Raw genomic sequence first — 14,011 nt, 5'->3', positions numbered from 1 at the left:
TTCTTTTCCGGGCGTGCGTATCTGAAAGCCTCCTGAAACCGGGGTCGAACGCGACACGCAGCGTTTCCAAGCTGCGCGACAGCGCACGGATCGCAACCGGCAATCAGGTTCCACTCGACGGACCGCGCTTAGGCGCCCATCGAGGTACGCCCATCATGACTCTCCGGATCCTTGCCGCCGTGGCGTTGACGGCCTGCGCGGCCGCGGCCGCCACGGCTGCCGAAACGCCCGCCCACGCGCCGCTGGACCCGGTCCTGGCCGGTTATGCCACGACCGTGATCCGCCACACTCTTCCTCCTGGCGGTTTCCAGCCGGCCAAGCCACTGGCCCGTGTCTCCATGCAGGATGCGCCCCAAGGCGAGGAACGCCAGGCGTTGGCGAAAGCGCCACTGCTTCCCGGCGTGGCGCTGCCGGCGCGATAGCCGCTGATCCGCGGGGTGGGGCACGCGCTTCACCTCGTTAAGCGACATGACGACCTTCCGCTTTCCGGCCCCGCCTGCAACAATGTGCGCTTGGGCTTTCAGGCTCGCGAAAGTGGCGGAATTGGTAGACGCCCTGGATTTAGGTTCCAGTGCCGCAAGGCGTGGGGGTTCGAGTCCCCCCTTTCGCACCAGTGCAGGGCGTTTTCGCCGGCACCATGACCATGGGCACGTCCCGGATCGGGGAGACGGCCACATGCTGGGCCCTTGGCGGCCCCCGGACGTTCTCGGCCCGCGCTGGCGGCGCTGGCGTTTATCGGCGAAACTACAGGGCTGCGGCGGGCATGCGCGTCCACGACCCCGCGTCCAAAACCCGTTTCATCCATCACATCGTGCCGGGGCCCATGCCGCCGGTGGCAGGAGTCAACATGCAAGCTTCGATCGAATCCACTGGCAATCTGGAACGCCGCCTGACCTTCTCGCTGCCGGAAGACCGCCTGCAGACGCACATCAGCGGCCGTCTGGGCGAGATCGCCCGCACCACGCGCATCAAGGGCTTCCGCCCGGGCAAGGTGCCGGCCAAGGTGATCGAGCAGCGTTTCGGCCAGCAGGTCCGCAGCGAAGCCGTCGATGGCCTGCTGCGTGAGACCTTCGATGCCGCCCTGCGCGAGCATGAACTGCGCATCGCCGGCACCCCGCGCATCGACAAGGGCGAGGGCGAGCTGTCCTTCGTGGCCACCGTCGAGCTGGTGCCGGACTTCGGCGACGTGGATGTCAGCAAGCTGACCGTGGTGCGCCACACCGCTGAAATCAACGACGCCGACATCGACCAGATGATCACCAACCTGCGCGAACAGCGCCGCAGCTGGAGCCCGGTCACCCGTGGCGCCCAGGACGGCGATCTGGTCGCGCTGGAAACCTGGTCGCAGGCCGGCGATGAGCGCCTGCCGGCCGAAGGCACCGAAAAGGGCAGCGTGATCGTGGGCCAGGGCATGATGTTCGAGCAGATCGAACAGGGCCTGGTCGGTCTGACCGCCGGTGAAGAAAAGACCCTGGACGTCGAGTTCCCGGCCGATTGGCGCGTCCCGGCACTGGCCGGCAAGCAGGTCAAGGTCACCGTCAAGGCGGTGGACGTGTCCGCGCCGGTGCTGCCGGAGGTGGATGCCGAGTTCATCAAGAGCTTCGGTGTGAAGGGCGGCGACGTGGAGCAGTTCCGCAAGGACATCCGCGCCAACCTGGAGCGCGAGCTCAAGGGTGCCCTGATGAACCGCCTGCGCCGCGAAGTCGGTGAGCAGCTGATCGCCGCCTACGCGTCGGTCGAAATGCCGCCGCGCCTGGTCGAGAACGAAGCCCGCGCCATGCTGGACCAGCAGCTCGAGCAGATCCGCCGCAGTGGCCGCAACCCGGGTGACGTCCCGGCCGACGCCCACGAAGGCTTCAAGGACGCCGCCGCCAAGCGCGTACTGGTCGGCCTGCTGGTCGGTGAAGTGGCCCGCAAGAACGACCTGCGTCTGGATCCCAAGCGCCTGAATGAAACCATGCGCCTGATCGCCTCGACCTACGAAGAGCCGGAGCAGGTCATTGAGATGTACCGCAACGACCCCCAGCTGATGAGTGGGCTGCAGAATCGTGTGATGGAAGAGCAGGTGATCGACTGGATCGCCGAGCGCGCCCAGCACACCGAAGAGAAGCTGTCGTTCCAGGACGCGATCCGCCAGTAAGCGGTCGTGTTTTACGCCCCGCGCCCTGGCGCGGGGTCGTTCCCCCCAAAATAGGTGCCTCACTAATGGACAACCGAACCACAGCCCTGAACATGGTTCCGATGGTGGTCGAACAGACCAGCCGCGGCGAGCGCGCCTATGACATCTATTCGCGCCTGTTGAAGGAGCGCCTGATCTTCCTCGTGGGCCCGATCGACGATCACATGGCCAACGTGGTGGTGGCGCAGCTGCTGTTCCTGGAAGCGGACAACCCGGAAAAGGACATCAGCATCTACATCAACTCGCCCGGTGGCGTGGTCACCGCCGGCATGGCGATCTACGACACCATGCAGTACATCAAGCCGGACGTGAGCACCATCTGCGTCGGCCAGGCGGCCTCCATGGGCGCCCTGCTGCTGGCGTCCGGCGCGGCCGGCAAGCGTTACGCGCTGCCGAATTCGCGCGTGATGATCCACCAGCCGCTGGGTGGCTTCCAGGGCCAGGCCACGGACATCGACATCCATGCCCGTGAAATCCTGACCCTGCGTTCGCGCCTGAACGAAGTGCTGGCCAAGCACACCGGCCAGTCGCTGGAGACCATCGCCCGGGATACCGAGCGTGACAACTTCAAGAGCGCGGCCGATGCGGTGGCCTACGGCCTGGTCGACCAGGTCCTGGAGCGTCGTCCGGAAGAGTCGATCCAGCCGGCATAACGTTGTACCAGGCCGGGAAACCGGCCTGTTTCCACCGGGTCGGGCGGGACTGGCGTCCTCCTGACCCTGTGCTATTCTCGAATCGAACCCCCGTTCAGTCGGGTGGGGTAACTGGGTAAGCGAAGCATGAGCGAAGACCGCCAAGGTCGTTCCACGGACACCGGCAAGATCCTCTACTGCTCTTTCTGCGGAAAGAGCCAGCATGAGGTGCGCAAGCTGATTGCGGGTCCGAGCGTGTTCATCTGCGATGAATGCGTCGAGCTGTGCAACGACATCATCCGTGAGGAGCTGGAGGAGAAGGCGCAGTCGGCCCGCAGTTCGCTGCCCAAGCCGCGCGAGATCCTCGAGGTCCTGGACCAGTACGTGATCGGGCAGAACCGCGCCAAGCGGACCCTGGCCGTGGCCGTATACAACCACTACAAGCGCATCGAGAGCCGCCAGAAGAACGACGAGGTCGAACTGGCGAAGTCGAACATCCTGCTGGTCGGTCCGACCGGTTCGGGCAAGACGCTGCTGGCCGAAACCCTGGCCCGCCTGCTCAACGTGCCGTTCACCATGGCCGACGCCACCACGCTGACCGAAGCCGGTTACGTGGGCGAGGACGTGGAGAACATCATCCAGAAGCTGCTGCAGAAGTGCGACTACGACGTCGAGAAGGCACAGCAGGGCATCGTCTACATCGATGAAATCGACAAGATCTCGCGCAAGAGCGAGAACCCGTCGATCACCCGCGATGTGTCCGGCGAAGGCGTCCAGCAGGCCCTGCTGAAGCTGATCGAAGGCACCGTGGCCAGCGTGCCGCCGCAGGGCGGTCGCAAGCATCCGCAGCAGGAATTCCTGCAGGTGGACACCAAGAACATCCTGTTCATCTGTGGCGGTGCGTTTGCCGGCCTGGACAAGGTGATCCAGCAGCGTTCCAACGATTCGGGCGGCATCGGGTTCGGTGCCAAGGTGAAGAGTTCCGAGCGCAAGCAGGAAGTGGGCAAGATCCTGGCCGAAGTCGAGCCGGAAGATCTGATCAAGTTCGGCCTGATTCCGGAGTTCGTCGGCCGCCTGCCGGTCGTGGCGACCCTGGAAGAGCTGGACGAGGCCGCCCTGGTGCGCATCCTGACCGAGCCGAAGAACGCCATCACCAAGCAGTTCAAGAAGCTGTTCGAGATGGAGCACGTCGAGCTGGAGTTCCGTCCGGACGCGCTGGCCGCCATTGCCCGCAAGGCGCTCAAGCGCAAGACCGGTGCCCGTGGCCTGCGTACGATCGTCGAATCGGTCCTGCTGGACACCATGTATGACCTGCCCTCGGCAGAGAATGTCAGCAAGGTGGTGGTGGACGAATCGGTGATCGAACACAAGTCCGAACCGTACCTGATATACCAGACGCCACCGGCGCCTGAACAGAAGGCGGCTGGCGCTGAATAATCAGTTCAAGTAATTGAATTGAAAGAAATTTTTCAGAACAGCTTGCATCTAGAAGCCGATGGCCCCATAACGAGGCCATCGGCTTTTTTTGTATCCGGGCGAGGCGCCCGGAGGCCATCCCCACTGTTCCACTGGAGCCCACATGGCCCGTTCCCCAACTGAGACTCTCGACCTGCCGGTACTGCCGCTGCGTGACGTGGTGGTGTTCCCGCACATGGTCATTCCGCTGTTCGTCGGCCGTGACAAGTCCATGCATGCGCTGGAGCAGGCGATGGAAGCGGACAAGCGCATCCTGCTGCTCGCGCAGAAGTCCGCCGAGACGGATGATCCGTCCGCCGCCGATCTGTACCAGGTCGGCACGCTCGCCCAGGTCCTGCAGCTGCTGAAGCTGCCCGACGGCACCATCAAGGTGCTGGTCGAAGGCCTGTCGCGCGTCAACGTCACCGACGTGACCGAGCGTGATGGCTCGCTGCACGGCGTGGGCATGGAAATCGAATCGGACGAATCGCGTGAGCCGCGCGAGATCGAGGCGATCGCCCGCTCGCTGATGTCGCTGTTCGAGCAGTACGTCAAAACCAATCGCAAGCTGCCGCCGGAGCTGCTGCAGACCCTGGCCGGCATCGATGAGCCCGCGCGCCTGGCCGATACCATCGCCGCGCATATCAGCGTGCGCCTGGCCGACAAGCAGCGCCTGCTGGAAACGCTGCAGATCGGCGACCGCCTGGAAATGCTGGTCGGCCTGGTCGATGGCGAGATCGACGTGCAGCAGATGGAAAAGCGCATCCGCGGCCGCGTGAAGTCGCAGATGGAAAAGAGCCAGCGCGAGTACTACCTCAACGAGCAGATGAAGGCCATCCAGAAAGAACTGGGTGACCTGGATGACGCGCCCGGCGAGATGGACGAGCTGGCGCGCAAGATCGCCGAGGCGGGCATGCCCAAGCCGGTGGAGACCAAGGCCAAGGCCGAGCTCAACAAGCTCAAGCAGATGTCGCCGATGTCCGCCGAAGCGGCGGTCGTGCGCAATTACCTGGAGTGGCTGCTGGGCGTGCCGTGGAAGAAGCGCACCAAGGTCCGCAAGGATCTCAAGGCCGCGCAGGACACGCTGGACGCCGATCACTTCGGTCTGGACAAGGTCAAGGACCGCATCCTGGAATACCTGGCGGTGCAGTCGCGCGTGAAGCAGATGAAGGGCCCGATCCTGTGCCTGGTCGGTCCGCCCGGCGTGGGCAAGACCTCGCTGGGGCAGTCCATCGCCAAGGCGACCAACCGCAAGTTCGTGCGCATGAGCCTGGGTGGCGTGCGCGACGAGGCCGAGATCCGTGGCCATCGCCGCACCTACGTCGGCTCGATGCCGGGCCGCATCGTGCAGAACCTCAACAAGGTGGGCAGCAAGAACGCGCTGTTCGTGCTCGATGAGATCGACAAGATGTCGATGGACTTCCGTGGCGATCCGTCCTCGGCGCTGCTGGAAGTGCTCGACCCGGAGCAGAACAACGCCTTCAACGATCACTACCTGGAAGTGGACCTGGACCTGTCCGAAGTGATGTTCGTGGCGACGTCCAACTCGCTCAACATCCCCGGCCCGCTGCTGGACCGCATGGAAGTGATCCGCATCCCCGGCTACACCGAGGATGAGAAGCTCAACATCGCCATGCGCTACCTGGTGCCCAAGCAGATCAAGGCCAACGGCCTGAAGCCGGAAGAGCTGGAGATCGAGGCCGATGCGATCCAGGACATCGTGCGTTACTACACGCGCGAATCCGGCGTGCGCAACCTCGAGCGCGAAGTGGCCAAGATCTGCCGCAAGGTGGTCAAGGAAATCGCGCTTGCCGGTCCGGTAGCGCCCGCCAAGGCGGCCAAGCCGGCCAAGGCCGGCAAGAAGGCCAGCGCGAAGAAGAAGGCGCTGGTGGTGGTCAACGGCAAGAACCTGGACAAGTACCTGGGGGTTCGCCGCGTCGATTTCGGGCGTGCCGAAGAGCAGAACGAAGTGGGCCTGGTCACCGGCCTGGCCTGGACCGAAGTGGGCGGCGATCTGCTGCAGATCGAATCCACCCTGGTGCCGGGCAAGGGCCAGCTGATCCTCACCGGCCAGCTGGGCAACGTGATGAAGGAATCCGCCTCGGCGGCCCTGTCGGTGGTGCGCTCGCGTGCCGAGCGGCTGGGCATCGACAATGAGTTCCTGCAGAAGCACGACGTGCACGTCCACGTGCCCGATGGCGCCACCCCCAAGGATGGCCCGAGTGCGGGTATCGCCATGGTCACCTCGCTGGTGTCCACGCTGACCAAGGTGCCGATCCGGGCCGAAGTGGCGATGACCGGCGAGATCACCCTGCGTGGTCGCGTCACCGCCATCGGCGGCCTCAAGGAGAAGCTGTTGGCGGCGCTGCGCGGCGGCATCACCACGGTCATCATTCCCGAGGAGAACCGCAAGGATCTGGCCGATATCCCCGCCAATGTCACCCGCGATCTGAAGATCGTGCCGGTGAAGTGGATCGAGGAAGTGCTCGACCTGGCCCTGGAGGCCCCGCTGACCGCACCGAAGCCCAAGAAAGATGGGCAACGTGTCACGGTACGCGGCAAGTCCAAGACAGCTTCCACAACGCGCGTCAAGCACTGACGCGTCCTGTGGAAATGCCCGAAACCCGCGTCGTTATTGGCTTTTCAGCTTGCGCGGGTAGGGGGGCACTGGTATAAAAGCACCACTCGCGAGTCAGCGTAAATCTGAATTCGGCGAACAGAGAACTTCACTGGCATCCGACGGCGTATCGTCGTCGGGTGTCTCAATGTTGAATCCGCGGAATCCCCGCCAAAGGAGCTGTAGAGAATGAACAAGACCGAATTGATCGACGCCGTTGCTGAAGCCGCCGACCTGACCAAGGCCGAGTCCAGCCGCGCCGTTGATGCCGTCATCGCTTCCGTCACCAAGGCCCTGAAGGGCGGTGACGCGGTGACGCTGGTGGGCTTCGGCACGTTCCAGGTCCGCGACCGCGCTGCCCGTACCGGCCGCAACCCGAAGACCGGCGACACCATCAAGATCGCTGCGTCGAAGAATCCGTCGTTCAAGGCTGGCAAAGCCCTGAAGGATGCCGTAAACTAAGCGGCTTGCTGGGGTGCTTAGCTCAGCGGTAGAGCGTCTCCTTTACACGGAGAGGGTCGGGGGTTCGAAACCCTCAGCACCCACCAGGCACTGCCAGTAAAAGTTTTGAAATGTGGAGCGGTAGTTCAGCTGGTTAGAATGCTGGCCTGTCACGCCGGAGGTCGCGGGTTCAAGTCCCGTCCGCTCCGCCAGTTTCAAGAAGGCCCCTGAGCAATCGGGGGCCTTGTTTTCTCCGCCGACGCATGTCGCGGTGAAGGCGGTAGAGCCGACCGTTGGTCGGCTGAAAGAATTAAAACATGGAGCGGTAGTTCAGCTGGTTAGAATGCTGGCCTGTCACGCCGGAGGTCGCGGGTTCAAGTCCCGTCCGCTCCGCCAGTTTTAAAAAAACCTCGAAAAAAGCAGCATTTCGGGGTGGGCAATCTGAATATCTTCGGATAGAATGAGCGCCTGCAAAGTTTCAAGTGCGGAGCGGTAGTTCAGCTGGTTAGAATGCTGGCCTGTCACGCCGGAGGTCGCGGGTTCAAGTCCCGTCCGCTCCGCCAATCTTTGAAGAGCCCTTGGTGAAAACCAAGGGCTTTTTTTTTTGTTTCCAATCCAGCAGATTGATCGGCAGCGCGGCGCACACCGTTTGCCCGCCGCGATCAGCGGGTGCGGCACCGGGCAGATCGCGCGCAGGGGCCGGCGCGGGCACTTTTGGAGCCTGCCGCGAAGCGGGTTACACTGCCGGGCTCGCCAATCAGGCCTTGATTTTTCCCATGCTGCAGAAACTTCGCGACAAGACCTCGGGCTGGATCGTTACCGTGATCCTGGGGCTGCTGATGATTCCGTTCCTGTTCGTGATCGACTCCAGCTACCTCGGTGGCGTCGGCTCGCAGAACGTGGCCAAAGTGGCCGCACCGCCGACCTGGTGGAAGTCCGCCCCGTCGTGGTGGCCGGTCTCGTTCCTGTGGCAGCACCATGAGATCAGCTCCAACGATTTCCGCGTGCGCTTCGAGCAGGCGCGCCAGCAGACACGCCAGGAGCAGGGCGAGGACTTCGATCCGCGCCAGTTCGAAAGCACGGAGAGCAAGCTGGCCGTGCTCGATCAGATGATCGATGAGCAGGTCGTGCGCCTGGCCGGCGAACAGTCCGGCATCGTGATCGGCGATGCCGCCGTGCGCGAGTACATCGCCTCGATCCCGGCCTTCCTCGGTGCCGACGGCAAGTTCAACCAGGACAACTACCGCATCGCGCTGGCCAGCGGCAATCCGCCGCGCACGCCGACGCAGTTCGAAGCGCTGGTGCGCGAGAGCATCCAGCAGTCGATCATTCCGTCGGCCCTGCAGCGTTCCGGGTTCACCACCCAGAGCGAAGCCGAGCGCCTGATGAAGCTGCTCGGTGAAACGCGTGATGTCGAACTGGCCGCGCTGCCGGAAACCCCGGCCGACACCGCCGAAGTGACCGACGCACAGATCAAGCAGTGGTATGACAGCCACACCAAGGATTTCCGCCAGCCGGAAACCGTGTCGCTGGAATACGTCGAAATCAACGGCGCGAACCTGCCTGCGCCGGCGGCCGCCGACGAAGCCACGCTGCGCAAGCGCTATGACGATGAGAAGGCGCGCTTTGCCACGCCGGAACAGCGTCTGGCCTCGCACATCCTGATCACCGCCGATGGCAGCGATCCGGCCAAGCTCAAGGCGGCTGAAGAGAAGGCAACCCGCCTGGCCGCCGAAGCCAAGGCACCGGGTGCCGACTTCGCCGCACTGGCCAAGGCCAACTCCGAAGATCCCGGTTCCAAGGACACCGGTGGTGACCTGGGCTGGGTGGAACGCGGCGCGATGGTGAAGCCGTTCGAAGATGCCCTGTTCGCCATGAAGGCGGGCGAGGTGACCGGTCCGGTCAAGACCGACTTCGGTTTCCACGTGCTCAAGCTGCGCGAGACCAAGGGCGGCGAAGGCCGTTCCTTCGACGAGGTGCGTGACCAGCTGGCTGCCGAGCAGCTCAAGGCCGATACCGACCGTGTGTTCACCGAGTTGAGCGGCCGCCTGGTCGATCTGGTCTACAAGAACCCGACCTCGCTGGAAGGCCCGGCCAAGGACATGAGCCTGCCGGTGCAGACCATCGGTCCGTTCACCCGCACCACCGCCAGTGGCATCGCCGCCAACCCGGCCGTGCTGCGCGCGGCGTTCTCCGACATCCTGACCCAGGACGGCACGGTGAGCGACCCGATCGAGCTGGGTCCGAACCACAACGTGATGATCCGCGTGACCGAGCACAGCCCGGAACAGGCGCTGCCGCTGGACAAGGCCCGTGAGCAGGTCATCGCCGCGATCCATGCCGACCGCACCCGCCAGGCGTCGGAGAAGGCCGTGGATGCCGTGCTGGCCAAGCTGAAGGCCGGTCAGACCCTGCAGGCGCTGGCGACCAGCGAGAAGCTGCAGATCAGCCCGCTGCCGGGCCTGCCGCGCACCCAGCCGGTGCCGACCCCGGAGATCAACCGCGCCGTGTTCAGCGCGCCGTTGCCCGCCGAAGGCAAGCCGAGCTACGGCAAGGTCGCCGTGCAGGGCCGCTACGTGATCTACGCGGTGACCAAGGTCACCCCGGGCAACGTCGCTGAAGTGGACGCGGCCCAGCAGCAGCAGCTCAAGGAGCAGCTGAGCCAGATCGACGGCATGGCCGCCGCCAAGGCCTACGTGGAAGCGATGCGCAAGCACTTCAAGGTGCAGACCGAAGAAGCCAACCTCTAACCGGGGCGGCTTCTGCTGGACAACAAAAAGCCCGGCGATGCCGGGCTTTTTGCGTTGGGGGTGGGCGCCGCTCAGTCTTCGACGCGCAACACCGCTCCCGGCTTGAGCACACTGCTGCCACTGAGGCCATTGAGCGACAGCAGGGCCTTCAACGGCATCCCGTAACGGCGGGCGATGGTCCAGGGCGATTCGCCATCGCGCACGGTGTGGCGGCGGCTGCGCGGGCGATCCGCGCTGGCCACCGTGCGGGTGGCGGCCGGCGCAGGCGCCGTACGGGCCGCCGGGCTATCCACTGGTGCGCTGGGAGCCGCCGCAATGGCGGCCACGCTGGCGCTGGCATCCACCGGCGCATGCGCGGTCGGGGCCAGAACCGTCACCTGGCCGGCCGGGCGGCCCTTGCCGCTGGCCAGGGCCGGGTTGAGCCGGGCGATCCGGGCCGGATCCAGGTCGCGCTGCTGGGCCCACTGCTGGACGCTGGTGCCCGCCGGCAGGGTATGCCCCTTCAGCACGGGCACGGTGCGGTCCAGCGAGGCCATCACGGCTGGCTCGGTTTCTGCGTCTTCCAGCACGCAGGCCAGCGCGTGCAGCTTCTCGACATAGGCATAGGTGACCGGCGACAGGCCGGGCAACTCCGCCGGACGCGCGTTCTGCGCGTTCATGCCGGCCTTGCGCAGCGATTGCAGGACCCGGTACTCGCCGGCGTTGTAGGCCATGGTGGCCAGGCGCCAGTCGCCGCCGAACATGCCGTGCAGGGTCTTGAGGTAACGCACCGCGGCCTGGGTGGAATCCACCGCCGAGAGGCGGCCGTCGTAGCCCGGGGTCATCTGCACGCGGTGGTTCTTGGCGGTGGTGGCGATGAACTGCCACAGGCCGGCCGGGCCGCCGCCGTTGCGGGCGTTGGGCCGGTAGCCGCTTTCCACGAAGGGAATCAGCGCAAATTCGGTCGGCAGGTCGGATCTGCGCAGCTCTTCCACCACATAGCCGAACAGCACCAGGGCGTCATCATCCTGGTTGGCCAGGCGCGAGGGGGCATGCGCGAACTGCTTCTGCCAGCGCGGGCTGGTCGCCTCGGCGTCGCAGGTAGGTTCAGCCAGGCCATCGCGGAAGCTGGCGAAGATGTCCTGCCCGTTGCGCACCGAGGCCGGCGGCAGCGCCGCAGCGGTCAGGGGGAGGGAGGACAGGCCGGCCACGTTCTGCGACATGCCGGCGGTCAACGACTGGGCGCCCGCGCTGCCGGCCGCGGCGATCGCCAGGCCCAGCGCGAGCGGCAACAATCGCCGACTCATGTTCGGAATCCGTCTTTCCAGTGTCGCAGCCCTGCGACAACATCGACTTCATCGGTAACGGGACGCCCGAGATGGGCGCTGACGGCCGCCTGGATGGCGGGGGTACTGGTACGCAGGAACGGATTGCATTCCAGCTCGCTTGCCAGTGAAACCGGCAGCGTGGGCAGGTCATCGCGGCGCATGGCCAAGGCCTCCTCATGGCGCTGCGACAGCGCAGCGTTGGTGGGGTCTACATGCCGCGCGAAGACGGCATTGGACAGGGTGTACTCGTGGGCGCAACAGACCATCAGTTGCGCTGGCAGGGACGCCAGCTTCCGCAGGGATGCCAGAAGCTGGGGAGGCGTACCTTCGAACATGCGCCCACAGCCCAGGCTGAACAACGCATCGCCACTGAAAAGGTGTTCAGCGGTGTGAAACGCGATATGGCTCCGGGTGTGCCCGGGCACGGATACTACGTGGAACCCCAGCCCCAATGCCTGAACGCATTCACCTTCAGCGACCCGATGGGCGGCCACCTGGATGCGCGGTTCTTCTGGCGCGTAAACCTCCACCGCCGGAAAACGCGCCTGCAGTTCTGCCACGCCACCGATGTGATCATCGTGGTGATGGGTCAGCAGAATGCTGTGGGGAGCCCATCCCTGCTGCGCTGCGGCAGCCAGAACGGGGTCGGCCTGGCCGGGGTCGATGACCACGGCGCGGCCGTCGTCGGCGACCAGCGCCCAGATGTAATTGTCCGCAAACGCGGGTAGGGCGGTCAGTCGCATAGAATTGGACCATGCCCCCCGCGCCGAGCCCCCGTCAAGCGACAGTCGCATCCTGGTTTGATACTGAACCGGCACAAGCCTTGTGCCGTCTGGAATCCGAGCGGTTGCGCAGCCTGCTCGCCGAGCGCCCGGTGAACCCCTGGCTGTGGCTGGCACCGACGCCCGGCTGGCTGGAGCGTGTCGAACTGCCCGGTCGCGGCCTGCGGCTGTTCCGCGACGGAGCGAGCTACGCCGGGGACGTGCACTGCGGGCTGCCGTTGCCGCTGCCGGACGAGAGCGTCAACGCGATCATCCTGCAGCACGTCACCGCGCGCGATGCCGAGCAGCTGATCGACGAGTGCGCACGGGTGCTGATGCCGGGCGGCCGCCTGTGGTTGTCCACGCTCAACCCGTTCAGCCCGTACCGCCGGCAGTGGCGCCACCACGGACTGGTGGTGCGCAGCCCGCAGCGGCTGCGCCATACCCTCACGCAGGCCGGTCTGAGCTGCGAAGACCTGCACTACCTCGGCCCGATGTGGCGCGACCGCTCGCCGGCCCGGCGCGACCTCGCTCCACTGCGCGCGGCCTGTCTGTTCACCGCTGAAAAACGCACTCTGGCCCTGCCGGGACCGACGCCCGTGGCCCTGCCACGCGGGCACGGGACCGTGGCCACCTGATCTGGAATGGAATGAAGACGATAGAAATCCACACCGACGGTTCCTGCCTCGGCAATCCCGGCCCGGGCGGCTGGGCGGCGTTGCTGCGCTACAACGCGCACGAGCGTGAGCTGAGCGGTGGTGAAGCGCATACCACCAACAACCGCATGGAACTGATGGCGGCCATCTCGGGGCTGGAAGCACTCACCGAGCCATGCAACATCGTGCTGTACACCGATTCGCAGTACGTACGCCAGGGTCTGACCGAGTGGATGCCCGGCTGGATCCGCAAGAACTGGAAAACCGCGGGCGGCTCGCCGGTCAAGAACCGCGAGCTGTGGGAGCGCCTGCACGCGGCCACGCTCAAGCACACCATCGACTGGCGCTGGGTCAAGGGGCATTCCGGCGATCCGGACAATGAGCGCGTGGACCAGCTGGCGCGCGACGCCGCGATCCGGATCCGTGCCGCTGGCCCGGTACACTGAGCCCATGCGTCAGATCATCCTTGATACCGAAACCACCGGCCTGGAGTGGCGGAAGGGCAACCGCATCGTCGAAATCGGCTGTGTGGAACTGCTCGAGCGTCGCCCCAGTGGCAACAACTACCACCAGTACCTCAAGCCGGACTGCGAGTTCGAGCAGGGCGCGCAGGAAGTCACCGGCCTGACCCTGGAATTCCTGGCCGACAAGCCGGACTTCGCCCAGGTCGTCGACGAATTCCTGGCCTACATCGACGGCGCCGAGCTGATCATCCACAACGCGGCGTTCGATCTGGGCTTCCTGGACAACGAGCTGTCGCTGCTTGGCGACCACTACGGCAAGATCACCGACCGCTGCACGGTGATCGATACGCTGAAGATGGCGCGCGAGCGCTTTCCCGGCCAGCGCAACTCGCTGGACGCGCTGTGCCGGCGCCTGGGCGTGGACAACGCCCACCGCCAGCTGCACGGCGGCCTGCTCGATGCCCAGATCCTGGGCGATGTGTACATCGCGCTGACCTCGGGCCAGGAAGAAATCGGCTTCGGCGCGGCCGACGACCGCAAATCCGGCAGCGCCCACGTGCAGACCTTCGACACCTCGCGCCTGCTGCCACGCCCGCGCGTGGTCGCCACCGCCTCGGAGCTGGAAGCACACGAAGCGCGCCTGGCCAAGCTGCGCAAGAAGGCCGGCCGCGCGATCTGGGATGGTGAGCCTGAAGCGGTGGAAGCGGTCAGCGCCTGAGGGCCCGACCCCGGCGGTAGATCCCGACCGT

The 14,011-nt window shown here is 65.3% G+C and carries 12 protein-coding genes and 5 tRNA genes; 15 read left to right on the top strand and 2 right to left on the bottom strand.

Annotation, left to right across the window (positions count from 1 at the left end):
• Nucleotides 1-155 precede the first annotated feature (155 nt).
• The 12 genes from POS15_RS13480 to POS15_RS13425 all read left to right on the top strand — a co-directional run bounded on the left by POS15_RS13480 (nt 156) and on the right by POS15_RS13425 (nt 10,074).
• The gene (locus POS15_RS13480; protein WP_080341459.1) at nt 156-422 is read left to right on the top strand and encodes a hypothetical protein; all 267 of its coding nucleotides are present in this window, start codon (nt 156-158) and stop codon (nt 420-422) included.
• 106 nt (nt 423-528) lie between these two features.
• Nucleotides 529-613 (top strand) — tRNA-Leu (locus POS15_RS13475).
• A 234-nt stretch (nt 614-847) separates the two neighbouring features.
• Nucleotides 848-2,140: a trigger factor gene (gene tig, locus POS15_RS13470; RefSeq protein WP_019185805.1), complete on the top strand. Its 1,293-nt coding sequence runs from the start codon at nt 848-850 to the stop codon at nt 2,138-2,140.
• Between the two features lie 65 nt (nt 2,141-2,205).
• Nucleotides 2,206-2,832: an ATP-dependent Clp endopeptidase proteolytic subunit ClpP gene (gene clpP, locus POS15_RS13465; RefSeq protein WP_019185804.1), complete on the top strand. Its 627-nt coding sequence runs from the start codon at nt 2,206-2,208 to the stop codon at nt 2,830-2,832.
• A 126-nt stretch (nt 2,833-2,958) separates the two neighbouring features.
• A complete protein-coding gene (gene clpX, locus POS15_RS13460) occupies nt 2,959-4,248 on the top strand; it encodes an ATP-dependent Clp protease ATP-binding subunit ClpX (protein WP_019185803.1) in 1,290 nt (429 codons plus the stop codon).
• Nucleotides 4,249-4,390: 142 nt separating this feature from the next.
• Complete coding sequence (lon, locus tag POS15_RS13455; protein WP_019185802.1) at nt 4,391-6,865, top strand: endopeptidase La; 2,475 nt, start codon at nt 4,391-4,393, stop codon at nt 6,863-6,865.
• 207 nt (nt 6,866-7,072) lie between these two features.
• A complete protein-coding gene (locus tag POS15_RS13450) occupies nt 7,073-7,345 on the top strand; it encodes an HU family DNA-binding protein (protein ID WP_019185801.1) in 273 nt (90 codons plus the stop codon).
• Nucleotides 7,346-7,356: 11 nt separating this feature from the next.
• Nucleotides 7,357-7,431, top strand: a tRNA-Val gene (locus POS15_RS13445).
• 28 nt (nt 7,432-7,459) lie between these two features.
• Nucleotides 7,460-7,536 (top strand) — tRNA-Asp (locus tag POS15_RS13440).
• A gap of 107 nt (nt 7,537-7,643) precedes the next feature.
• Nucleotides 7,644-7,720: transfer RNA gene (locus POS15_RS13435), tRNA-Asp, on the top strand.
• 90 nt (nt 7,721-7,810) lie between these two features.
• A tRNA-Asp gene (locus POS15_RS13430) sits at nt 7,811-7,887 on the top strand.
• Nucleotides 7,888-8,100: 213 nt separating this feature from the next.
• Nucleotides 8,101-10,074, top strand: coding sequence for a peptidyl-prolyl cis-trans isomerase (locus POS15_RS13425; RefSeq protein WP_284128305.1), 1,974 nt, complete (start codon nt 8,101-8,103; stop codon nt 10,072-10,074).
• Between the two features lie 71 nt (nt 10,075-10,145).
• On the opposite strand, the gene POS15_RS13420 is transcribed toward POS15_RS13425, so the two are convergent.
• Together POS15_RS13420 and gloB are read right to left on the bottom strand one after the other, a co-directional pair.
• Nucleotides 10,146-11,360 carry a lytic transglycosylase domain-containing protein gene (locus POS15_RS13420; RefSeq protein ID WP_284128304.1) on the bottom strand — a complete coding sequence of 405 codons (1,215 nt, stop codon included), beginning with the start codon at nt 11,358-11,360 and terminating at the stop codon, nt 10,146-10,148.
• Nucleotides 11,357-12,124, bottom strand: a complete 768-nt coding sequence (gloB, locus tag POS15_RS13415; RefSeq protein WP_046272375.1) for a hydroxyacylglutathione hydrolase — start codon at nt 12,122-12,124, stop codon at nt 11,357-11,359. The genes POS15_RS13420 and gloB overlap by 4 nt, the downstream gene beginning before the upstream one ends.
• A gap of 11 nt (nt 12,125-12,135) precedes the next feature.
• On the opposite strand from gloB, the gene POS15_RS13410 reads away from it, so the two are divergent.
• The 3 genes from POS15_RS13410 to dnaQ are packed head-to-tail and all read left to right on the top strand — an operon-like array spanning nt 12,136 to nt 13,980.
• The gene (locus tag POS15_RS13410; protein ID WP_284128303.1) at nt 12,136-12,780 is read left to right on the top strand and encodes a methyltransferase domain-containing protein; all 645 of its coding nucleotides are present in this window, start codon (nt 12,136-12,138) and stop codon (nt 12,778-12,780) included.
• Between the two features lie 11 nt (nt 12,781-12,791).
• On the top strand, nt 12,792-13,244 hold the full coding sequence (rnhA, locus tag POS15_RS13405) for a ribonuclease HI (protein WP_019185795.1): 453 nt from the start codon (nt 12,792-12,794) through the stop codon (nt 13,242-13,244).
• 4 nt (nt 13,245-13,248) lie between these two features.
• Nucleotides 13,249-13,980 (top strand): DNA polymerase III subunit epsilon, encoded by a 732-nt coding sequence (dnaQ, locus tag POS15_RS13400; RefSeq protein WP_019185794.1) that lies wholly within the window; start codon nt 13,249-13,251, stop codon nt 13,978-13,980.
• Nucleotides 13,981-14,011: the final 31 nt, after the last annotated feature.

The organism is Stenotrophomonas sp. BIO128-Bstrain (genome assembly GCF_030128875.1).
Classification (GTDB): Bacteria; Pseudomonadota; Gammaproteobacteria; order Xanthomonadales; family Xanthomonadaceae; genus Stenotrophomonas; species Stenotrophomonas bentonitica_A.
This window is presented reverse-complemented; position numbering and strand designations above follow the sequence as displayed.

What these genes read in the sequence shown, in the direction of transcription:
- POS15_RS13480 (WP_080341459.1), top strand. Translation starts at nt 156, where the DNA reads ATGACTCTCCGGATCCTTGCCGCCGTGGCGTTGACGGCCTGCGCGGCC.
- tig (WP_019185805.1), top strand. Translation starts at nt 848, where the DNA reads ATGCAAGCTTCGATCGAATCCACTGGCAATCTGGAACGCCGCCTGACC.
- clpP (WP_019185804.1), top strand. Translation starts at nt 2,206, where the DNA reads ATGGACAACCGAACCACAGCCCTGAACATGGTTCCGATGGTGGTCGAA.
- clpX (WP_019185803.1), top strand. Translation starts at nt 2,959, where the DNA reads ATGAGCGAAGACCGCCAAGGTCGTTCCACGGACACCGGCAAGATCCTC.
- lon (WP_019185802.1), top strand. Translation starts at nt 4,391, where the DNA reads ATGGCCCGTTCCCCAACTGAGACTCTCGACCTGCCGGTACTGCCGCTG.
- POS15_RS13450 (WP_019185801.1), top strand. Translation starts at nt 7,073, where the DNA reads ATGAACAAGACCGAATTGATCGACGCCGTTGCTGAAGCCGCCGACCTG.
- POS15_RS13425 (WP_284128305.1), top strand. Translation starts at nt 8,101, where the DNA reads ATGCTGCAGAAACTTCGCGACAAGACCTCGGGCTGGATCGTTACCGTG.
- POS15_RS13420 (WP_284128304.1), bottom strand. Translation starts at nt 11,360, where the DNA reads ATGAGTCGGCGATTGTTGCCGCTCGCGCTGGGCCTGGCGATCGCCGCG.
- gloB (WP_046272375.1), bottom strand. Translation starts at nt 12,124, where the DNA reads ATGCGACTGACCGCCCTACCCGCGTTTGCGGACAATTACATCTGGGCG.
- POS15_RS13410 (WP_284128303.1), top strand. Translation starts at nt 12,136, where the DNA reads ATGCCCCCCGCGCCGAGCCCCCGTCAAGCGACAGTCGCATCCTGGTTT.
- rnhA (WP_019185795.1), top strand. Translation starts at nt 12,792, where the DNA reads ATGAAGACGATAGAAATCCACACCGACGGTTCCTGCCTCGGCAATCCC.
- dnaQ (WP_019185794.1), top strand. Translation starts at nt 13,249, where the DNA reads ATGCGTCAGATCATCCTTGATACCGAAACCACCGGCCTGGAGTGGCGG.